The sequence below is a fragment of the Sphingomonas sp. 4RDLI-65 genome (assembly GCF_049472435.1).
Lineage (GTDB): Bacteria > Pseudomonadota > Alphaproteobacteria > Sphingomonadales > Sphingomonadaceae > Sphingomonas.
In genome coordinates, this window is the sequence record NZ_JBCEBT010000009.1 from 23,712 (window position 1) to 41,623 (window position 17,912).

The 17,912-nt window shown below is 63.4% G+C and carries 25 protein-coding genes; 4 read left to right on the forward strand and 21 right to left on the reverse strand.

The features are described from left to right. Window position 1: 1 nt before the first annotated feature. The 16 genes from VH567_RS15565 to VH567_RS15640 form a co-directional block, all read right to left on the reverse strand. On the reverse strand, window positions 2–157 hold the full coding sequence (locus VH567_RS15565) for a DUF7697 family protein (RefSeq protein ID WP_423327159.1): 156 nt from the start codon (window positions 155–157) through the stop codon (window positions 2–4). A 32-nt stretch (window positions 158–189) separates the two neighbouring features. After that, window positions 190–777 carry a hypothetical protein gene (locus tag VH567_RS15570; RefSeq protein WP_423327160.1) on the reverse strand — a complete coding sequence of 196 codons (588 nt, stop codon included), beginning with the start codon at window positions 775–777 and terminating at the stop codon, window positions 190–192. Then, the gene (locus VH567_RS15575; RefSeq protein ID WP_423327161.1) at window positions 777–1,748 is read right to left on the reverse strand and encodes a phage tail tube protein; all 972 of its coding nucleotides are present in this window, start codon (window positions 1,746–1,748) and stop codon (window positions 777–779) included. The genes VH567_RS15570 and VH567_RS15575 overlap by 1 nt, the downstream gene beginning before the upstream one ends. Before the next feature lie 12 nt (window positions 1,749–1,760). After that, the gene (locus tag VH567_RS15580; protein WP_423327162.1) at window positions 1,761–2,201 is read right to left on the reverse strand and encodes a hypothetical protein; all 441 of its coding nucleotides are present in this window, start codon (window positions 2,199–2,201) and stop codon (window positions 1,761–1,763) included. After that, the gene (locus VH567_RS15585) at window positions 2,198–2,818 is read right to left on the reverse strand and encodes a DUF6441 family protein (protein ID WP_423327249.1); all 621 of its coding nucleotides are present in this window, start codon (window positions 2,816–2,818) and stop codon (window positions 2,198–2,200) included. Before VH567_RS15585 ends, VH567_RS15580 begins: the two co-directional genes overlap by 4 nt. A gap of 23 nt (window positions 2,819–2,841) precedes the next feature. After that, window positions 2,842–3,156 carry a head-tail joining protein gene (locus VH567_RS15590; protein ID WP_423327163.1) on the reverse strand — a complete coding sequence of 105 codons (315 nt, stop codon included), beginning with the start codon at window positions 3,154–3,156 and terminating at the stop codon, window positions 2,842–2,844. A 2-nt stretch (window positions 3,157–3,158) separates the two neighbouring features. After that, window positions 3,159–3,416 (reverse strand): hypothetical protein, encoded by a 258-nt coding sequence (locus tag VH567_RS15595; RefSeq protein ID WP_423327164.1) that lies wholly within the window; start codon window positions 3,414–3,416, stop codon window positions 3,159–3,161. 80 nt (window positions 3,417–3,496) lie between these two features. Beyond that, window positions 3,497–3,823 (reverse strand): DUF2190 family protein, encoded by a 327-nt coding sequence (locus tag VH567_RS15600; RefSeq protein WP_423327165.1) that lies wholly within the window; start codon window positions 3,821–3,823, stop codon window positions 3,497–3,499. A gap of 12 nt (window positions 3,824–3,835) precedes the next feature. Continuing rightward, entirely contained in the window at window positions 3,836–4,120 is a 285-nt protein-coding gene (locus VH567_RS15605; RefSeq protein WP_423327166.1) for a hypothetical protein, read from the reverse strand. A gap of 74 nt (window positions 4,121–4,194) precedes the next feature. Further along, complete coding sequence (locus VH567_RS15610; RefSeq protein WP_423327167.1) at window positions 4,195–6,390, reverse strand: prohead protease/major capsid protein fusion protein; 2,196 nt, start codon at window positions 6,388–6,390, stop codon at window positions 4,195–4,197. Between the two features lie 15 nt (window positions 6,391–6,405). Beyond that, window positions 6,406–7,902, reverse strand: coding sequence for a phage portal protein (locus tag VH567_RS15615; protein WP_423327168.1), 1,497 nt, complete (start codon window positions 7,900–7,902; stop codon window positions 6,406–6,408). Beyond that, window positions 7,899–8,114 (reverse strand): phage head-tail joining protein, encoded by a 216-nt coding sequence (locus tag VH567_RS15620; protein ID WP_423327169.1) that lies wholly within the window; start codon window positions 8,112–8,114, stop codon window positions 7,899–7,901. The genes VH567_RS15615 and VH567_RS15620 overlap by 4 nt, the downstream gene beginning before the upstream one ends. Continuing rightward, entirely contained in the window at window positions 8,114–8,299 is a 186-nt protein-coding gene (locus tag VH567_RS15625) for a hypothetical protein (RefSeq protein WP_423327170.1), read from the reverse strand. The genes VH567_RS15620 and VH567_RS15625 overlap by 1 nt, the downstream gene beginning before the upstream one ends. Next, window positions 8,299–10,332 (reverse strand): phage terminase large subunit family protein, encoded by a 2,034-nt coding sequence (locus VH567_RS15630; RefSeq protein ID WP_423327250.1) that lies wholly within the window; start codon window positions 10,330–10,332, stop codon window positions 8,299–8,301. The genes VH567_RS15625 and VH567_RS15630 overlap by 1 nt, the downstream gene beginning before the upstream one ends. A 52-nt stretch (window positions 10,333–10,384) precedes the next feature. Continuing rightward, the gene (locus VH567_RS15635) at window positions 10,385–11,014 is read right to left on the reverse strand and encodes a hypothetical protein (RefSeq protein ID WP_423327171.1); all 630 of its coding nucleotides are present in this window, start codon (window positions 11,012–11,014) and stop codon (window positions 10,385–10,387) included. A gap of 197 nt (window positions 11,015–11,211) precedes the next feature. Next, window positions 11,212–11,391 (reverse strand): hypothetical protein, encoded by a 180-nt coding sequence (locus tag VH567_RS15640; protein WP_423327172.1) that lies wholly within the window; start codon window positions 11,389–11,391, stop codon window positions 11,212–11,214. 49 nt (window positions 11,392–11,440) lie between these two features. On the opposite strand from VH567_RS15640, the gene VH567_RS15645 reads away from it, so the two are divergent. Further along, window positions 11,441–11,776, forward strand: a complete 336-nt coding sequence (locus tag VH567_RS15645; RefSeq protein WP_423327173.1) for an excalibur calcium-binding domain-containing protein — start codon at window positions 11,441–11,443, stop codon at window positions 11,774–11,776. A 146-nt stretch (window positions 11,777–11,922) separates the two neighbouring features. Here the strand turns inward: VH567_RS15645 and nusG are convergent, their stop codons facing one another. Continuing rightward, window positions 11,923–12,438, reverse strand: coding sequence for a transcription termination/antitermination protein NusG (gene nusG / locus VH567_RS15650; protein ID WP_423327174.1), 516 nt, complete (start codon window positions 12,436–12,438; stop codon window positions 11,923–11,925). A 178-nt stretch (window positions 12,439–12,616) separates the two neighbouring features. Between nusG and VH567_RS15655 the strand changes: the two genes are divergently transcribed. Together VH567_RS15655 and VH567_RS15660 are read left to right on the forward strand one after the other, a co-directional pair. Continuing rightward, window positions 12,617–12,988 (forward strand): STAS/SEC14 domain-containing protein, encoded by a 372-nt coding sequence (locus VH567_RS15655; protein WP_423327175.1) that lies wholly within the window; start codon window positions 12,617–12,619, stop codon window positions 12,986–12,988. Between the two features lie 60 nt (window positions 12,989–13,048). Next, window positions 13,049–13,390 (forward strand): hypothetical protein, encoded by a 342-nt coding sequence (locus VH567_RS15660; protein WP_423327176.1) that lies wholly within the window; start codon window positions 13,049–13,051, stop codon window positions 13,388–13,390. A 41-nt stretch (window positions 13,391–13,431) separates the two neighbouring features. Here VH567_RS15660 and VH567_RS15665 read toward each other — a convergent pair whose 3' ends face one another. The 4 genes from VH567_RS15665 to VH567_RS15680 form a co-directional block, all read right to left on the reverse strand. Further along, window positions 13,432–13,944: a hypothetical protein gene (locus VH567_RS15665; protein WP_423327177.1), complete on the reverse strand. Its 513-nt coding sequence runs from the start codon at window positions 13,942–13,944 to the stop codon at window positions 13,432–13,434. After that, a complete protein-coding gene (locus tag VH567_RS15670) occupies window positions 13,844–14,761 on the reverse strand; it encodes a hypothetical protein (protein ID WP_423327178.1) in 918 nt (305 codons plus the stop codon). Before VH567_RS15670 ends, VH567_RS15665 begins: the two co-directional genes overlap by 101 nt. 334 nt (window positions 14,762–15,095) lie before the next feature. Further along, window positions 15,096–16,550: a DnaB-like helicase C-terminal domain-containing protein gene (locus VH567_RS15675; RefSeq protein ID WP_423327179.1), complete on the reverse strand. Its 1,455-nt coding sequence runs from the start codon at window positions 16,548–16,550 to the stop codon at window positions 15,096–15,098. Window positions 16,551–16,555: 5 nt separating this feature from the next. Continuing rightward, the gene (locus VH567_RS15680; RefSeq protein ID WP_423327180.1) at window positions 16,556–16,789 is read right to left on the reverse strand and encodes a hypothetical protein; all 234 of its coding nucleotides are present in this window, start codon (window positions 16,787–16,789) and stop codon (window positions 16,556–16,558) included. A 70-nt stretch (window positions 16,790–16,859) separates the two neighbouring features. On the opposite strand from VH567_RS15680, the gene VH567_RS15685 reads away from it, so the two are divergent. Then, window positions 16,860–17,594 (forward strand): helix-turn-helix domain-containing protein, encoded by a 735-nt coding sequence (locus VH567_RS15685; protein WP_423327181.1) that lies wholly within the window; start codon window positions 16,860–16,862, stop codon window positions 17,592–17,594. The last annotated feature ends 318 nt before the right edge of the window (window positions 17,595–17,912 follow it).

The following is a 17,912-nucleotide window of genomic DNA, read 5'->3' on the forward strand; positions in this document are numbered from 1 at the left end:
CCTATTCGGTGAAATCGTCGGGCTCTTGGCCGGACAGGTTGTCGATGATGATCGGCTCGATTGCCGGCATCACGTTGGCGAGCAGGGTCAGGTCAGCCTTGAGGTGCGAGCCCATGGTCATGATCGCACCGAAATCGAGCCCAATCGGCGCGCCCATCATGCCGGAGCGCAGCTGCCGATCGCAGGCGGTCAGGACCCGCCAGACACCTTCTTCGGCCTCGGTTTGCGGCTCCTCGACGATGTACGGGCATTCGTTGCAGCGCCGCCCCGTTTCCGCGGTGCAGGCTTGCTGGCAGTATCGCTGTCCTGCGTCGCCGCCGCCCCAGTGCCATTCTGAGAGGCGGCGAAGGCGTTTCCCGGCTCTTCCCGTTCCCGCTCGGCCGTGACGAACGGCACAACGTACGCGACATCGAACGCTTCGAACGTGACCGGGTCCGAAAGGACGATCGCAAGGTTCTCAGGGGTGAACGGCAGCAAATCAAAAACCGGGTCGCCAGCAGGCGTAAGAACAGGCTCTCCGTCGTCGCCGAACCGCTGCGAAGCGACGTTGCGCCACCCCTGCGTGCCCTCGGTGATCAGCGCCCGGCTCATGGCGTCGCCCATTTCCTCGAGCATGTCGATTGCCGATGTCCCGTCATCATCCGCCTCGGCGACGGACACTGCTCGCGCCGCGCGCCGGGCGCGCATCAGCATGGGCCGGTCGATCGGGGCGAAGAGCACCTCGGCACCCATAACGGGGGTCCACTCTTCCCCCTTCGGCTTGCGGACGACGAGCATCAGGCGGTGTACGAAGGGACGTCGTTGATCAGCGTGACCACGACCGAGTTGCCCGATGCCGCTTTCGACGACTGCCAGTTGAAGGCCTGCATGATGCCATTCGGCCCGGTCACCGGCTTCTTCGCCTGAGGCATGAATACGCGGCCAACCAGGAAGATCAGGCTGAACGCGCCGAAGTTCCAGCCGAAGGCCAGCTCCATCGGCGTGGGGGGCTGCGAGGTCGCGGCATCGAGCAGCACGCGGTCCTTGAAGCGGACGTTCACCGACCCGGACATCTGCGCCATGCCGGGGTCGCTGTCCTCGATGCGGCCGTCGGGCTGGATCGTCTCGACCTTCTCCAGGTTGTTCGAATAGGTGAAGTCGGCACCGACGACGCTGCCCAGCAACTGCCCGTCCTTGCGCACGAAGCCGACCGCCTGCGGGAAGCGCGTCGTGGCGAGCGTCGCCGGCACCGCGGCACCGACCGTCGCGGCAACCGGCGTGGTCTCGCCGATGCAGATCAGGCTGCAGGTCGCATTGAGCAGGCCTGAGCGCGACTGCGAGATGCGCAGCTGGTTGCCGCGCGCGCCGCGGTTGACCGAGAACGCGGGCACCTCGGGGGCGCCGACCTCGATCGACATCGACGGCAGCACGACCGCGCCCGATTTGAAGACGTGGGTGAATGCGCCGGAAGCGCCGGAGACCGTTGGGTCGCCGAAGAACAGACGCAGCCAGCGGCCGAAGTTGCGGACGTCGACCGGCACGACGATGTCGCCGTCATTGGTAGCAACATCGGGGGTCGGGTCCTGCATCTCACGGCCCATGCCGAGCAGGTCGCTTTCGATCAGCGGGCGCTCTTCGCCGAGCGAATGGCTGACGAGCGGCACATTGAACCATGCGGCACTGTTTGCCGGCACGACGCCGGGCGTGTCTTCGAATGCTGCGACGACCTTGGCGTTAGAGCCGCGGGCGCGGGTAGGGGCGACGGCCATTCGGCTTCTCCTTCAGGACAATTCGGAATCGGTGACGTAGTTGGCGGTGAGCACGAGCTCGGCCCCGCGGGGCGGCTCGGCGCCGTCGGTGTAGATGTCTTCGCTGCCGGGCGCGGCGATGCCGAGCCAGTCGCACAGCCCGCCAAGGTGACGATCGGCCGCGATAGCCGCGCCGAACCGTACGAGCATGTTGTCGAGAGCTTCCTCGCTGGTCAGCGTAGCCGTCTCGACCGCGACGAACTCGATCGGAATACGATGCGACCAGTTGTAGGCGAGGGGGCTCAGGTCAATCTCGGGCTCGCCGGGATCGCCGGTGCGAATGATGATGCGACCGTTTGCGGGCACACGCGCCGGCGCCGCCTCTTCGCCGTCCAGGCCGACGACCTCGGCGAGCGGAATCGCGACGGCCGTGAGCAGCTTCAGCTTCTTGAGGATTTCGAGCTTCTTGCTCATTTCGCCCCCAGACGCTCGGTGAAACGAGATTCGAAGTTGGCGGCCCAGCGCTGCGCCACGACGTCCAGATCGAGCACCCGCGGCAGGCGGACGCTCGGCACCATGACGAACATCAGCACGGGCTTCGGATCACGGCCTTGCGCACGCCGACCCTTGGTAGCGACACGGAACCCGCGGCCATTGCGCGCGCCGACGGCGTTGATGAAGGCGAGCACGCGGCCGGATCGACCACGCTTGAAAAAGAGGTCCTGGTTGAATGCGTTCTCGACCTGCGCTGGCGTCATCTTGCTGCTGGAGCCGCGCCGCCCCCGCGCGCTGGGGACGTTTTTGGTCGGGATAGCGAGAAAGCGGCGCCCGGCGAGCGGCACGATCTGCGCGCCGCGCGAAAAGGCGTCGATGATGTCGGGAGCGTTCGACCAGATATAGCCCGACGGAGTCATGCTGCGCCGCTTCTCGGGAAAGACCCGATCGCGCCAGGTATTGGCGAGGCGCTGACCCATTCCGGCGCTGGTGACCTGCTCCCGCAGTTCCAGCAGGGCCTTATAGGTCGTGTCGCGCATCGCCAGCGACGCGGCTTCCGCGAGATCGCCTTCGATACCATCCATGAGGGACTTCATGTCGAAGTCGCCGACGTTGATTCTCACGCGACCGAGCTTCCGCCAATCGTCCAGGTCAGCCCCTCGACATCGAGCATGGGCTCGCCGAGCAGCTTGTACGTGGCATCGCCAATCACGACGATGTCGCCCTTGGCGGGCATCGTGACGTCGCTGACCCGTATTTCGAAGACGTTGGTGCCCTCGATGATCTGCTGCTCGCCGAAGCCGATAGCCTTGTCCGGCTGGCCGAGAATTACGCGGACTCCGGCCCGCCCAGGGCCATCTTTCGAGTAATAGGTAACCTCTTTCGACCCTGGCGCGCTGAACAGGGCGTCCAGCGCCAGGGCGAACGGGTCCATGATCAGGCCTTGTTCTGCCGTCGCGCGCGGATCGCCACGATCAGGTCGTCTTTCAGTGCAGCCGGGCCGACCGAGACGGCTTCCGCCTGCGCGACCACACGAAGCTCGTCTACCTTCAGGGTGTCGAGGTCATCGGCGCGCGCAAGTCCGGCTTTGATGAGGTCGTCGGCCTGCCGCGGCGACGTTTCGATGACGCCCTCGGAAGGATAGCGCAATTTGCCGTCGACCGGCGCTGCGCCGACCAGATAGATCTTCTTCATCGCTGATCTCCAGCAAAGGGGGCGGCGCGACACAGCCACGCCGCCCAGGTGCACCGGGTAGAGGGGAGGGCCCCCCGGTGTTAGATGGCAGCGACCAGCTTGACGGCGACCGAGGCGTCGCCTGAGAGGGCGCCGGCCTGGAAAATGCCGACCTTGAGATTGCTGCCGGCGACGTTCGTGACGACCTTGGCTGCGTTGTCCCAGTACGCGACCGTCTTGCGAGTGATTGCCACAGCCGCCTTGGGCAGGGTGAACACGCCGCTGGTGACGCCGATGACCGGTGCGCCGTTTGCCGCATCGGTCGAGGCAACTGCGAACTCGGCGCCGTCTTGGAAGCCCGCGCCGCTTGCGAGGACATAGGGGGCGATGCAGTCCAGGTTGATACCCGGCTGGATGAAGTTCTTCATGTCAGGGGCTCCTTACGCCGCGGGCGCCGCGCGATGGGCGCGGATTGCCTTGATGATGTCGGGCTTGTTCTTGGCGTCGCCGAGGTCGACCTTTTCCTCCGTGGCGAGCTTCTTCAGGTCTTCGACCTTGATGTCGTCAAGGCCATCGCCGTCGGTTGCCTCATCGGCATGCTCGGCAAGCTTCATTTCGACGAGACGATCCGCTTCGGCATCGTCACGGACCGGGATAGGTCCCTCGGAAGGGTATCGAACGGCACCGGCGATGACGGTGGCGCCCAGCAAAACGATCGTTTTCATTGTGGGTCTCCTGCCAGCCGTTCGCTGGCGGTATCAGGGTGACGAGCCGCGACGATCGCGGCTCGTCAAGTCGATCAGGCCGGGGCCGCGCCGGGGTTGCGGTAGAAGCCGCGCCGATCGATCGCAGCCGCGCCTACATCGAGGCGCGCCTTGTTCTCGACGCCGTCGACGTCGAACCCAACACGGGTTTCCGTGAAGAGCTCTTCCTGACCGTCGAGATGCGCCAACACGATCGTGTCGAAGGCGTCCGGCGAAGCCGACAGGAACCACTGGTAGCCGGTGATGCGCGGATCGACGATCAACTGCAGGTTGCCCGGGTACGGGTTCACGTTGCTGGTCTGCTGCGCCGTCACCGCGGTCAGGAACGCCTGAGCGGCGACCTTCTGGAGCGGCCCGACGATGAGGAACTCGGGGCGGATGGTGATGTAGCCGCCTTCGTCGTTCTTCTGCTGGAGCATCGCCGTTTCGCCAGCAGAAACCGACGCGACCGTGATCGCCGAACCGGTCGCGGCGAGGTTGCCCAGCGCGGTGCTGAACAGCGGGTTGCCATCGCCCATGTTCGGGTTGCTGAGCAGAATCCCGTAGACCAGATCGGATTCGAGATCCGCAGCCTTGCGGCCGAACATCGTCGGGATACGCCCGAAGAGGTCCTTATCGTCATTGACGATTGCCTGCCGGCTGAGCGCGATGACACGACCATAGGTCTGCAAGCGATAGGTCAGGCCGGTGTCGGTGACCGCACCGCGCTTGAACTCGCCCATCTCGGGGACGAGCAGCATGGCCGGCGCATCGCCCAGACCGACGATCTGGGTCGGCTTGAAGTCCGGCAAGGTGCCGGTCGAGATGAACGGGCGGAAGGTCTGCGGCGCGGCTTCGAATGCGGCGCGGACCCGACGGTTCGTCGCGAACGACAAAGCATTGGCGAAGTCGCTCGTCGTCATCGCGCCGTAGCGCATGCCGAGCGCAGCACCGGCGATTTCAAGCCGACCCATGCCGCGGGGGGAAACCCCAGTGCGGTCGAGATGTGAGCGCGCCATTTCCATGAGGGTCATCCCTCGGAAATCACGTGCCGCGGCGATGCGCTGGGCAGCGGGACGCGCGGGGTCGTCGTCCAAAGGGTCGCTCGGATTGGCCCGCAGCGACACCGCATCGGACAGGGCGAAGCGGTAGCTGTCGTCATCCGTCCCGTGCGATGCCGCGCGGGCATCGATCGAGGGCCGCGCACGGGCTGCGATCAGACGATCGCTGATCCGCTCCTGCATACCCGCTTCGGTCAGCGTGCCGGCTTCGCTGTCGCGGATAAGCTCGCCGGCGAAGGTGCTGCCGAGTTCCTCGGTGCGGCCGCAAAGCTCGAGGATGCGCGACGCTGCGATAGCAGGGCCGCGCTGGGCATCGGCTGCAGCCGTGCCGGCGGGGGTATGCGGTTCGGTGCGGGTCGCGCCGTTCGGCTCGACGACCACGGTCGTGTCGGCTGCGGGCGCCGCCGCGCCACGATTGGCGTTCGGGTGGGCGACACCGCCGCCCGGCTGGTTGCGGTACATATCGTCTTCCTCATTCTGTGATCCGTGGGCGGGGGTCCCAGTATTTGACCGAACCACGGCGTTCGGATCGGCGGGAACAGGTACGAGGCTGGCTTCCAGCAATTCCCAGGCGACTGCGCGCCAGGTCTCGTGATCATTTTCGTCGGTGGCGGTGATCTGCCACCGGCTGACATGGTAACCGATGCTGATCGCGCGGAGCTCGCCGGCGGCAACGCGGGCTTCTACTGCGCGCCCGGCGTCGGTATCGGAAAAATTCAGGGTGCCGATCAGCACGCCGTTCTCGATGCCCACGTCGGTGATGCGGCCGAGGACGGCGTTTAATTCGAACTGGTTATGGGTATCGAGCAATGGGCAAATGCCGCGCTCGACGCGTCCGAGATCGATCGCCTCTGCCGAGATCTCCAGTTCTTCGGTAAAGTAATACCGACGGACTGCCGAACCGGCCGAGAGGATAGCCTGCACCGTTCGGGCGCCTGCATCATAGCTTTCCGGGGTCACGGCCAGATTGCGCGTCCCCCGACCGCCTACCTGAGGCTGTTGCCGCTCCGAACCGTCGGGCTGCCGGCCCGGCGCATCACGCGTCATCATTCCCGCAACGAAGCTGGCCGCGGCGAGCCCGACAAGCGCTGCACGCTTGCGCTTCAGTGGGGGCAGCCCGCCGGGACCGGCGGGAACAGCGGGGGGCGAGGCGTCCGCGGAGATCCGCGGCGCCGGGTTTGGCTTCGTCATAGAAACTCCTGTTGGTTACGCAGTGCCGCGCTCTTGCAGGCGGCCGATCATCCGAAGCAGGCGGGTTGCCAAGACGCGGTCGGCTCGGGCCGATTCATCGCCCGCGGCCGCGCCCTCGGGCACGTCGCCTACAAACGTCAGCCCTGCCGCCTTTGCCTTCTCGCGGCTTTTGCGGATCTGCTCGAATATCTCGTCTTCGTCGTAGCCCCGACCAGCGAGCAAGTTCGGCCGGCTCTCAAGCCCAAGCGACATTTCGAGTTCGTCCGCCTCGGCGTCGCCAAGGCGATCGATCGATTCAATGGGTGGGGGCGTCCACGTAATTGTGACCGACTTGTTCGGGAACCGTCCAAATTCGATCCCAGTCTGCATGAACCACGCCCAGATCCGGTCGAGACCGATCGGAATAAAGGTGAGGTACTGGATGCGACCGACCTGACGATTGAACTCCAAACGTCCAGCCTTGTAGCTGGAGAAATTCACGTTCGAGAGGTCGCCCGTCATCTGCTCGTACGTCGTGCCAATGCCGGCCGCCGAGGCGAGCAGCGCGATGCGCGCCAGTTCGCTGATACCGCCGCTCCGTGGCGGGTTGGAGAAGACGATTTCCTCGCCCGGATCGAGCGTTTCAACCATGCCGGGGACCAGTTCCTCGACAGGCGGCCGGTCTGAGTCCCCTTCGACTGGCATCCCGATCGTATCGTCTTCGTCGGCATTCGCGTTCGGCTTGCGATAGCGGAAGCCGACCAGACACGCAGCGATGTTGGCCTTCACGACCTCCGCCTCGATTCCCTCGTCGACATCGCCGAGGCGCTTCACGACGCTATCGAAGATGCTGGCGCCTTCGGACTGACCGAAATACTCGGCGTGGAAGAGGTGGATGACCTCATCGGCCGGGAAGCGAACGGTCTCCCCGGTCCACCAGCGCTGACCGGGTCGGGTGCGATAGAAGTGGTAGGCGACGACCTTCCCGTCCCCATCATATTCGATGCCGCGTTCAATACCTGCGCCGATTTTCGACACGGCAAGCATGCCCTTGTCGAACGACTGCAGTCGGAGCGGAATGCCGCTCGCACCGGCGATGAAGCGCTTCACGATGAACGTGTCACCATCGCGGAACATTGATCGCGCCCACATTTCCTGAAGACCATAGAGATCAAGGCGACCATAGAAGTCGCACGCCTTAATCCATTCGGCCCAGGACGTTTTCAACGCCTTCGAACCGGCAGGAACGCCCTTGATTCCCCAGCCAATGACGCTGTTCAGTAGGGCGTTCATGGCCTTGCGCGCGAATGGGTTCTCGGCGACGAGTTTCAGGATAGTTGCGCGGTTCACATACCGTTTTGGGCGCGCATCATTGGGATTGCCGGTATTGATCCCGAAGTCGCGGTCTGAACGGGTGCCCGCGCGCCTGGTGGACCGCGTTGGCGACACCTTATCCAACACCTTCCGCGCCTGCTGCCTCTGGAGGCCGCGAACAGGGGAGACGTAGCCGATGGTCCGGTCAATCCAGTTCATCGACGACATCCCACCCGCAAGATAGTCGCCCGACGACGGCTTTGCCTGCCGTTGGCGACGCCCGCCAGATCAGCCTCGACCACTTTGATGGCCGCAAGGATCATGTCAGCGTTCTGGTACTCAGTGCTTCGACCATCCGCGAAGGAGACCTTTCGGATCCCCGACGCAGCAGCGGCACGAAGACTGTCCAGGTCGGTTTGAGTCCATGCCATCAACCGTTCACCTGCCGGCGACCGGCGCGGGACAAAACCTTGTCCTGCGCGGAATGGATCGCATGTCGAAATTCGCGCTGATCGTCGCTGTGCTCAACCGGCAGCATGAGAAATGCATTCCATGCGTCAGCAAGCTTCACGACCACGGCGTTTTCTGCGGCGGTGACCATGTAAGGGTCGCTCATCAACGCCTCCTGTTTATCCAGCTGCCCTTTGGGCCTGCCCGTTCGGCGAACTTCATCGATTTTCCGCGTTTTGCAGCGGCCTGAGCCGGTTCTAGGCTCGCCGTAGGTGCCGTCGGCAGCGGGCGAGGCGCTTCGGGCACCGGTGCGACTGCCGCAACAACCATGTTCAACTTCATGCCTAGCTGGATCAGGCCAGCCAGAGCCGCCATGGCATTGACGCGGCAGTCTGTAGCTTCGTTGGCTTTGCCTTTTGGGCAGTCCCAAATCGTGAACACTCGCCCGCTGATGACCTTGGGAATGAGGCGTTCGGCGGTAAGCTGCTCGTACCAAGAGAGTTCGCGCTTGCTGCTGAAGTGCATGTAACCAGGGCCGGGATCGGCAAATGATAGCCGTGCGCGGAGCGTATCTTTGGCCGAATTGACGCCAATGATGATCGGCTTGAACACTGTTCTTGTGCGGTTGCTCGGGCGCGTGGTCGGCCAGAGCGGCGACCTTTTGCCATTGCGGTCCGATGCCCCTTTTGTGGCCCAGACCTTGCGCCCGAGACGGGCCTTCGAGAACTCGTAGACTTCTTTTGCCCGGTGACCGCCAGAATCTATGCACGTCGCTTCGATCGCGAACTCGCGACCATCCGCGCGCTTGAAGGTGCGCCGCAACTGGCGGTCAACCTCATCCCACGTCGACTTCTTCGACGTGTCACCCTCGACGATCACATAAAGGAGAGACCAGCTTTCCTCATTGGTGCCCCAGCCCACGAACTCGAGTTCTACGCGATCATCCTGCGTGTCGCCGCCAACAGTGATGAGGCCGACACCGTCGGGTACTTCGGCCGGCCAGATCTCCGCGCGAGCGGCGAGCAGTTCGGCGACAACCTCCTTCGACGATGACCGCTTGTGCGGCTTGCCCAGCTGCGTGTTGTCGAACTTCACCCGCTTGTCGGGATCGTTCTTGCTCGCCAGCCACTTCGCCGCGATCTTCGGAGGCGCGTCGTTCGGCCAGGGGCTAAACACCTTGCCGGCCGTGAAGCTCGCGTGCTCGTTCGAGACCGGCCAGGTGCCGCAGTCCGGACAGCGCGCCCGGTAAACGGCGTGCCGCGGCCCCTCCCACCAGTCCCACGTCAGCGCGACCGCGTCAGAATCAGGATCCGCCTTCCATGCTGCGGCGTACGCCGACAACGGGTCAACATGCTTCCCGCAGCAGCGGAAGCGCTTGGTCTGGTGCCACCGGATCGTGCCCAGCGCGGTTAGGCGCTGGCCTTCGTTCCAGCCACACCCGCATGCTTCGCAAAGCACCTGCGCCGTTCGAGGATAATGAGCGGTGACGTTGCCGTCATCGTCGTAATCCTTGTCCCAGTTGATGTGCTTGAAGAAGTCGAGGAAATTGCGGTGGCCGCATTCCGGACATTCTACCGAGGCCTGCCGCTGATCCCCCTCGAGGTAGCTGCTCTCGATCAGGCTCTCGCCCTCGATCGTCGGCGAGCAAACCCGAACCGACAGCGAGCCCACGTACGTTGCCATGCGCTCATCAGCGAGACCGATCGGGTCACCTTCTCTGGTGATCGGATACTTGTCAGTCTCGTCGCAGAACACTCGCTTGACCGGGCGGCGTGCCAGGTTGTCGGGACTGCCGGCGCCGGCGAGGGCAAGGAAGCCTCCGGGGAACGCCTTGTAGAGCAGCGTCTCTTCGGCCGACCGGGTCTTCTTCGTACCGATCAGCTTGCGGAGGACAGGTGTGGCACGAATGAGCGGGGTGATGCGCTCCTTCGAGAACTGCTCGGCAGCCGCCTCCTTGGGCTGCACGATGAGCATGGGCGCAGGGTCGAGGTGAACGAAGAAGCCGACCGCGTTCTCGATGAGCGCGGTCTTCATCAACTGCGTGCAGACCATGCCGGTGATCGTCTCGACACCGAGCTCGGTCACCGCGAGCATTGGCCCGCGCGCAATCTCTACGGTCCGGGTCGACCAATCGCCTGACGTCGAGCCCGCCTCTGGGGCCAGCTTGCGGAAGCGATCGGCCCACTCGGGGACACTGATGCGTGGCGGCGGGGTAAGCCCTCGTCGCCACGATCGTTCTAGCCGTTCGTCCTTACTCTGCGTTTGCGAAGTCGGCTTCCGGCTCGCCGAGGGAGGCGAGGTGCTGCTGGACATGCTCGTTCAGCGCCTCCAGCAGCGGCTCGACAGCGATCCCTAAGGAGGCGGCGATCAGCGGCGAGACGCGCGACGGCCAGTTGAGCCAGGCATCACGCAGCGACCGCGCCATGTTGAACAAGAGGGTCTCGGCAACTTCGAGATCCACGACGTCGCCAGCTTCACGGCGGGCGGCCAGGAGGCTGCGAGCAGCGAGACCGTTTTCCTTTACCCGCTCGGCTTCGCCGGTGAGCGCGAACCGGCCGGCGAGCACCTCGGCGATGAAGTCCTCGTCGTCGAGACGGAGCGGATCAGGTGCATGGTCCGCGGGTGCGGACACTTTTGCGGGCCGCTTGGAAGTGCGGACAGTAGGTGCGGACATTTTCGCGGTGTCCGCACCATTGTCCGCACCCGCCGCGGCCCGCCGATTGGTCCGCCGCCAACCGGTTCCAGCAAGCGCTCGATCGAGCTTGCCATCGGCTGAAACCCGCAGTTTTCCTTCACTTATTGCCCTCCGGACTAGCTTATCGCTGCACCCATCGAGGCGGGCGAACTCGCGAATGCTGACGGTGTCGGAGGGTGCGGACATTTCAGGTGCGGACCCCTTTGGAAACTCGTAGCTGGGGATCGTTCACGCCTTTGCCCCCCGTATTACCCGGGATGCCCGGAAGGACCCAAAGGGGCCATCCCGGCCCTTTCGTGATCGTGCGTGGTCGCGCAACAATCGTGCGCGGAAACCGAGGCAGATCGGAGGTTTAGCCCTCACGGTTTGAATACTCGGTGAGGTCAGCGACCTCGCACGGCGGCCCGCAGGTCGATTGCTGCTTGCTCAGCCTGTTCGATCAGACGTTCGCCGCGCCCCTGGTGACGCGACCCGAAGGCCATGTCCTCGGCGATACGCAGCACGCGCATGCCGATGGCCTCGACATAGTCGGCAGTGGTGAGCCGCAAAGGCGGTGCGGCCATGATACCCCCATTATCTGATCATCAACACAATTGTTGCGATAGTCCGGACATGACAGACTATCGGGCGTATCGGCGCGAACAGCAGCGCTACGCGGCACGTCGAAACCGTGGCCGACAGGGCAATGCGATGTTCGTCGCCCAGATCATACTCGGCATGGCCAGCATCGGCACGATCAGTTGGATGGCGGCCCCTAGGGTGCAGTCAGCTTGGTTCGCAAACACAGCACCTGCTGAGAATGTCCAGCAAGTTGAGCGATCGGTCTACTACCCCGGTTGCGACGAAGCGCGGGCGGCTGGTGTCGCGCCAATCTACCGTGGTTCACCCGGCTACCGCGAGGGTATCGATGGCGACGGGGACGGTATAGCGTGTGAGCCGTACCTTTAGCGATGCTCCATATATGTGGAACAGGCGGGCCCGGTCGACCTTTCCATACCGTGGGACAATCGCCCGAGCGCCCTGTTCGGGCCTCTGCGTTGGGGACGAGGGCAGTAAGGCGAAGTCGCCAGCCGGTCACGCTCGTCGCGGGCTGCTTATGCAGCGGATGCGACGTCTGATACGAGTTGAGACCGCAGGTGTAAAGTCTCCACCTTGATCTCCTGCGCCCGCCCGAACAATGAGACTGACAGCGTTGTCGTCAGTCCGTCGCTAAGTTCGACGTAAGCCTCGAACCCGGTGAATGCGCCCTTGGTGATCTTCACCGTGTCCCCGGACTCGAACGCCTGCCCTCGCGGCTTGCCCGGGGCACGGCCACTCGCTGGCAGCGCGCTGCGGTAGCTGTCCTGCTGACGTGCCCGAAGCGCGTTCAGTTCGCGATGCCGGACGAACACCGTCTCGCCGTAGTAACGGAAAATGGAGAACCGCGGGTGAGGCGACACGTCAAGGCGCTCGATCCGCTTCAAGTCGTCCAGATGGATGCCCCGCACGAAGGCGTAGGTCGGCGCGAGGGGGACGATCCGGTGCTCGGTCGACTTGCACCTCGGCACCCGGCGGCGGACGTGCTCAGTCGGCGTCCAGATGGCGAACCCTGCGTCTTGCAGCGAGGCCACGAGGCGGAGCGTGCCCGGTCCCGACGTTCGCAGGATGCACCAGCCGCTTGCTGAGTGTCCGGCGTTTTCCCGACCTATCATCTCAACCCTCGCAATTTACTGAATTATCCACAGGCAAAGATGCTGCAGCACAACCGATCGCAACGCTTTTGTAAGCTGCCAAATCTAGAGGGAGGGCATGACTCCCCGCTTCGAGATCGTCGCCGACCCCAAGCTCGACTTGGTAACCATCACCATGGGAGGGTTCTTCGCCCAACCTGACATCGACGCGTTCGAACAGGCGCGTGACGTTGCTCATCGTGAGTTGCGGTGCGGCCCGAACGAACACGTCACCCTGGTCGACATACGTGAGATGCTGATCCAGTCCCAAGCGGCGATAGAGGGCTTCCAACGGGTCCTGAACAACCACGCAACCAAGTCCAAGCGCATCGCGATCGTCACGAGCAAGACGCTCGCGCGAATGCAGGTCGAGCGGGCCGCAGAACGCCGAGACGTTGGGTATTTCAGCGGCGAGCCTTCGGAAGCTAAGAAGTGGTTGTTGGCTGGCTAACGGATCCGCGCCCGGCATGTCCGCTTGTGCGTTGGACGGGCCGGACCAAAGGAGATCTTGATGACCGAGCGCAACACACCCGAGCCTGTCGACAACGTCAGCATCAAGTCCGACAACGCCGATCGAACCGCGGACGGTTTCGGCAAGGGCAGCGGTTACTCCGGCGACGAATACGACAGCGCGGATCATGCGGCTGAGCGCCATCTTCAGAACCGTGATGGTGCCCACAACGCCGGTGCGGACGAAGCCGCCGACGGTCGCGATATCCCGCCGGAAGCCGGCAAGCGTGCCTACATCGACAACAAAACGGGTGAGGTCCACGGCAGCGGATCGGGTGCTGGCGGCGGCAACGCTGGCGAGGACATCGACCTCGACACGTCGCGGAGCGGTCCCGAGGAATGACCAAGACGGGTAGCATGCGGCGGTGGCAACGTGGGTATCCGTCATACCTCCCCCTCGACTACCAACATCAGCCGCTCGATCAGTCGTGCTCGTTCTGCAACAAGCGGTTCAGCGGTAGCCCGCATCTCGCCGATCGACGGGATGAACCCATGCCGCGCTGATTGGACGGCGCGATCGATGGCGATTGCGACGATATCGTGCGGAAGGTCCGCCAACAGCCGTAAGTGCTCGGATAGCCAGAGCGTCAGCAACTCGGGATCGGCCTGCGAGCGCGATGCCATGAATAACGACCACAAGATCGTCAGCCGGTCCCCCAGCCATTCCCGCGGCACTGGTCGTGCGCTGCGCCGGAGCGTGTCCAGCGTGCGGACTGCCTCGGCCTCGTCGCCTGCCTGAGCAAGCACGCGGCGCGCATGATTCGGTGTCCAGGCGGGCGACCCATCGAACACGAAACTACGGTCCGCCAAGGCCGACAGCAGCGCGGGCGGCACGCATGGCGTCGAGGGGGGAGGAGCGAGTAGGTGGCCGGACTCGGTCAGCGCCAGATCGGTCATCGTAATTGCCTTCGTTGATCTTCAGGAAGTTCTTGGGCTCGAGGATCCAATCGATCTCCGCGAACCGATAGTTCGGACCGGTCTCGCCGCGCAGGAAGGGCGACCCGCGGATACTGGCGAGGACCTTGGCCCATCCCTCGCTACCACCGACCTCCCTGATCCGCGCCGCCAGCTTCGTCCGCCGAACGTCGGTGAGCGTCAGCGTCTTGGCGCCGGGGAGAAACTCGCGCCGAACGGCCTGATATCCGGTAAAGGCATCGATCACGGCATCGCCAGCGGGCACGACGGCAGGAAGTCGCATGGGCAAGCTGGGCGGGAGGTCGGGCAGCGTGCTGCTCGACGAGTCCGAAGGACTTAAGCCTTCTTCCCTTTCTTCCCCTTTTTCCCTGTATTCTCTTGTGGGTTGGTCTTGGGTTGCCTTTGGGTTGGTCTTGGGTTGCTTCTTGGGTTGAGGTGATGCCCTTCCCTCGACAATTTCCGCGGTATCGCCCTGATAACGCTCGTAATTTACTATGGTAACGATTGTCCCGGCACGGGCCGCGCTATGGGTTGAGTTTTCGCAAATCATGCCCGCGTTCAACATGTCGGAAAATAGCCGGCGGACCTGTTGTCGGCCCATACCAAACTCCTCGGCGAGCATGCGCTGCGACACGAAGACTTGCCCGCGTTCCAGGTGGACTATGCCGAACCGCGTCTGGAACGAATGCGCGCGCCACCGCGCCGTGTCGGTCATCCAAGCCCATACTGCGGCTTCCTGTTTGTTTTTGAACAGGTGGTGCTCCCACCTGCCGCGATGCGCGCGAGCATAGCCGCTCATCTGGCAGGCCCCGGCTCTGGGGCGTGCTGATCGAACGCGCAGACCGCGATGATAAGCATGCCACCGCCGGTCGATCGGACTTGCCAGACGCCCGACCGTTCCATGCGTCGCAGAAAGCCGCGCACCTTGGGCTGAGACCAATCGAAGGCGCTTGCCAGCTTATGGACTGCAGTCAGGAGCTCGCCCCGCGCGAGGGCAGCGTGCGGGATGCCGAGGCGCTCCTCGCCGCCATAAAGCGCGGCGTGCTCAACCGACCATAGGAAGGCCTCCCGCTCCGTGAACGGCTGTGGCCTGAAAGAGTCCATCCACCCGCGTTGAAGACGAAACGTCTCGCTCATACCGGCCACGCGGACGCGCCGCCGCCCTCGCGCATGTAATCGACGCCGCGAACGGCTTGGCGAGCGCCAAAGAAATAGACCTTCCGGCGCTGCGTCGCGCCTTGGCGAACTTTCGCGCTATAGACATCGAGGCGATCGCGTTCAGTGCCCATCTCGACCTCCCACGCGTCGCGCTTGCGGACGTCGTGAACGTCGGGTTCGGTCTGTTTGAGGTAATATTCGGCGCGGTAGGCGAACACGACGGTGTCAGCGTCCTGCTCGAGGCTGCCGCTGTCGCGCAGGTCGGAAAGCATCGGTCGCTTGTCGTCGCGCGATTCCACGCCACGGTTCAGCTGGGCAAGCGCAACCACCGCGGTCCCCGTGTCCCGCGCTGCCATCTTCAGCTCCTTGCTGGTGTCGCCCATCTCCTGCTCGCGGTTCTGGCGTTTCACTGGCGGCTCAAGCAGTCCAAGGTAGTCGACGATCGTGATCGCGAGCGTGTGCCCCTTGCTCTCCAACTGGCGCTGGTGCTTCCGGATCAGTGGCGCGACCTGCGCGGCGTTCAACCGCGGCGGCTCTTCGAATACGAGCGGCCAGTCATCGATACGCGCGCGGATCCGCTCCGCACGAACGAGGTCGTCTTCGTTCAGCCGTCCTGACATGACGTCCTCAAGCGTAACCGCCGATCCGGCCTCGAACATCATGTCGGCGATGATGCGGAACATCAGCTGATCGACCGGCATCTCGCGCGAAATGAACAGCACGCCTAATCCCGCGGCAGCGGCTCCAACGGCAACCGCCAAGGCGATGGCGGTCTTTCCCATGCCCGGGCGTCCGCCGAGCAGGATCAATTGCCCCGGCGACATTCCACCGGTGATTTCGTTCCATTCGACGAATCGCGCGATCATCGCGCCGCGCGACGCCGTGCCGTTGGCTACAGCTTTTGCCTTACGGATCGCGCCGTCCCATGCCTGCGCGAAACCTACGGGCTTGGGCGCTGCCGCACTGCCGCCGATCGCAACGGATGCGAGTAGCGTTTCAGCCGCCTCTATCTGCGCGCGCGGGTTGATTTCCTCGGAGGTATCCATCGCTCGCTCGACAAGCGTGCGGCCAACCTCGATCAGCGCCCGCAGCGAGGCGAGGTCATAGATCTGCTGGGCGAACTGCCGCGCGCCGATAAGGCCTGCGCCGCTCCCCGTCAGCGCACCCAGGTATGAGGGCCCGCCGAGCGCGATGATTCCTTCATCAGCTTCGAACATCGGGCGCAGCGTCACCGGCGTCACGAGCATGTCCCGCCGGCGCATGCCGGTGATCGCGGCGAAGATGCGCGCATGCAACGGCTCGAAGAAATGAGCGGGCTCAACCCGCCCGACCACTTCATCGGCGATTCGATTATCGATCATCATCGCGCCGAGAAGGGCCGCCTCAGCCTCGACGTTACGAGGCAACGCTATGTTATCATGGGTCCGCACGAGAACTAGCTCGCGGACTTAGATACTGGCGAAATCGCGACGCCCGACGGCACGAACAACTCAACCGGCAGTGTCACACCACGCAATAACGCTGCACGCTGTATTCGCTCCCAATAGCGCGGCGGAATGGCGCCCGATCGATTCCGCCATTGGCGTACGGTCACATCGCTCAATCGAATGTCGTCGGCCATCGCCTTTGCAGAAGGCCAAGCTGCAAAAATTGTATCTATCGCCGTCATCGAGTAACGATACCTTAAGTATCGTGACCTAGCAATACATTCGGTACTGAACGATACGATTAGGACTGGCATGACATCGTTAAACGCCGACAAACCGTCTGATAGGTTGCGCCTCGCTCGAGAGCGCGCTGGCTTTTCCAGTGCGGCTGATGCCGCCCGAGCGCACCGCTGGTCGGAGGGCGCATACCGCCACCATGAGAATGGCACCCGGAACTACCCGACGAAAACAGCCGAAGATTATGCCCGTGCGTACGGCGTATCTGCCAGTTGGCTACTTGGTTTGACGGACCGCGATTGGCGGAGTCATGCTCGTGAAATTCAGAGCCAGTTGTACACAGACGCCGAAGCTGAGTCGGTTCGGGAATTTAACGAAAAGGTTGCCAAGGAATTTGGCATTGTCGTCCTGGATAGCACGCCATTATCCGAGTTAGGCGATCACCGCAAAACTGAAATGTTCAACGAAACCTTTTCGCTAGACGTCAGCATCATTGAGCAGATTGCGCCAGGGCGCAGTACGACACCTCTCACCTTCAAAGCCATTCGGGTTGATACCCGCGTTGATGCGCGAGAGATCGAACTTGGTGCCGTTTTGATCGTCGATCAGACTGGCCCAAGGATCGGCCGTCAAGGCGCGCTAATGCTTTACACATACGCCGGGTTTGCAGGGGTTAGCGAGATTTTCCGGCATTCCGACGAAACGGTCGAACTACTGCGCACTGGGGCGGCGGGGGCCTCCATTCGAATAGCGCTTAAAGAGCTTAAAATTTGGGGACAAGTCGTTTGGATTGGCCAAGCACCTAAGTAGCGGTACATTTTGTATTGCGTAGTGACGATACCTAATGTATTGAGTGCTCATCAGACGATCTGGTGCGCACGTTCGAACGACGCTTCCGGTCCCGTCTGATAAAGCAGGACCGGAAAGCGCGTCGCGAGCACTGATATCAGGCTCCGACCTCCGCCAAGCGACCTGTTCCATCATTGCAGGGAGGATGGCTCATGGCCGCCGAAGCACAACACGCGTCATTGCGTGAACAGTCGAACTTTGCCCAACGCGCCGGACCGGCCCCTCGCTTGGCGCCTCACCCGTCCAGCATGGCCGCACTCGCTGCGCGTCGCTCCAACT

What these genes read in the sequence shown, in the direction of transcription:
- VH567_RS15685 (WP_423327181.1), top strand. Translation starts at nt 16,860, where the DNA reads ATGACATCGTTAAACGCCGACAAACCGTCTGATAGGTTGCGCCTCGCT.
- VH567_RS15670 (WP_423327178.1), bottom strand. Translation starts at nt 14,761, where the DNA reads ATGAGCGGCTATGCTCGCGCGCATCGCGGCAGGTGGGAGCACCACCTG.
- VH567_RS15665 (WP_423327177.1), bottom strand. Translation starts at nt 13,944, where the DNA reads ATGACCGATCTGGCGCTGACCGAGTCCGGCCACCTACTCGCTCCTCCC.
- VH567_RS15645 (WP_423327173.1), top strand. Translation starts at nt 11,441, where the DNA reads ATGACAGACTATCGGGCGTATCGGCGCGAACAGCAGCGCTACGCGGCA.
- VH567_RS15655 (WP_423327175.1), top strand. Translation starts at nt 12,617, where the DNA reads ATGACTCCCCGCTTCGAGATCGTCGCCGACCCCAAGCTCGACTTGGTA.
- VH567_RS15605 (WP_423327166.1), bottom strand. Translation starts at nt 4,120, where the DNA reads ATGAAAACGATCGTTTTGCTGGGCGCCACCGTCATCGCCGGTGCCGTT.
- VH567_RS15660 (WP_423327176.1), top strand. Translation starts at nt 13,049, where the DNA reads ATGACCGAGCGCAACACACCCGAGCCTGTCGACAACGTCAGCATCAAG.
- VH567_RS15600 (WP_423327165.1), bottom strand. Translation starts at nt 3,823, where the DNA reads ATGAAGAACTTCATCCAGCCGGGTATCAACCTGGACTGCATCGCCCCC.
- VH567_RS15595 (WP_423327164.1), bottom strand. Translation starts at nt 3,416, where the DNA reads ATGAAGAAGATCTATCTGGTCGGCGCAGCGCCGGTCGACGGCAAATTG.
- VH567_RS15625 (WP_423327170.1), bottom strand. Translation starts at nt 8,299, where the DNA reads ATGAGCGACCCTTACATGGTCACCGCCGCAGAAAACGCCGTGGTCGTG.
- VH567_RS15680 (WP_423327180.1), bottom strand. Translation starts at nt 16,789, where the DNA reads ATGACGGCGATAGATACAATTTTTGCAGCTTGGCCTTCTGCAAAGGCG.
- VH567_RS15575 (WP_423327161.1), bottom strand. Translation starts at nt 1,748, where the DNA reads ATGGCCGTCGCCCCTACCCGCGCCCGCGGCTCTAACGCCAAGGTCGTC.
- VH567_RS15620 (WP_423327169.1), bottom strand. Translation starts at nt 8,114, where the DNA reads ATGGCATGGACTCAAACCGACCTGGACAGTCTTCGTGCCGCTGCTGCG.
- VH567_RS15615 (WP_423327168.1), bottom strand. Translation starts at nt 7,902, where the DNA reads ATGAACTGGATTGACCGGACCATCGGCTACGTCTCCCCTGTTCGCGGC.
- VH567_RS15580 (WP_423327162.1), bottom strand. Translation starts at nt 2,201, where the DNA reads ATGAGCAAGAAGCTCGAAATCCTCAAGAAGCTGAAGCTGCTCACGGCC.
- VH567_RS15635 (WP_423327171.1), bottom strand. Translation starts at nt 11,014, where the DNA reads ATGTCCGCACCCTCCGACACCGTCAGCATTCGCGAGTTCGCCCGCCTC.
- VH567_RS15565 (WP_423327159.1), bottom strand. Translation starts at nt 157, where the DNA reads ATGGGCGCGCCGATTGGGCTCGATTTCGGTGCGATCATGACCATGGGC.
- VH567_RS15610 (WP_423327167.1), bottom strand. Translation starts at nt 6,390, where the DNA reads ATGACGAAGCCAAACCCGGCGCCGCGGATCTCCGCGGACGCCTCGCCC.
- VH567_RS15640 (WP_423327172.1), bottom strand. Translation starts at nt 11,391, where the DNA reads ATGGCCGCACCGCCTTTGCGGCTCACCACTGCCGACTATGTCGAGGCC.
- VH567_RS15570 (WP_423327160.1), bottom strand. Translation starts at nt 777, where the DNA reads ATGCTCGTCGTCCGCAAGCCGAAGGGGGAAGAGTGGACCCCCGTTATG.
- VH567_RS15590 (WP_423327163.1), bottom strand. Translation starts at nt 3,156, where the DNA reads ATGGACCCGTTCGCCCTGGCGCTGGACGCCCTGTTCAGCGCGCCAGGG.
- VH567_RS15585 (WP_423327249.1), bottom strand. Translation starts at nt 2,818, where the DNA reads ATGAAGTCCCTCATGGATGGTATCGAAGGCGATCTCGCGGAAGCCGCG.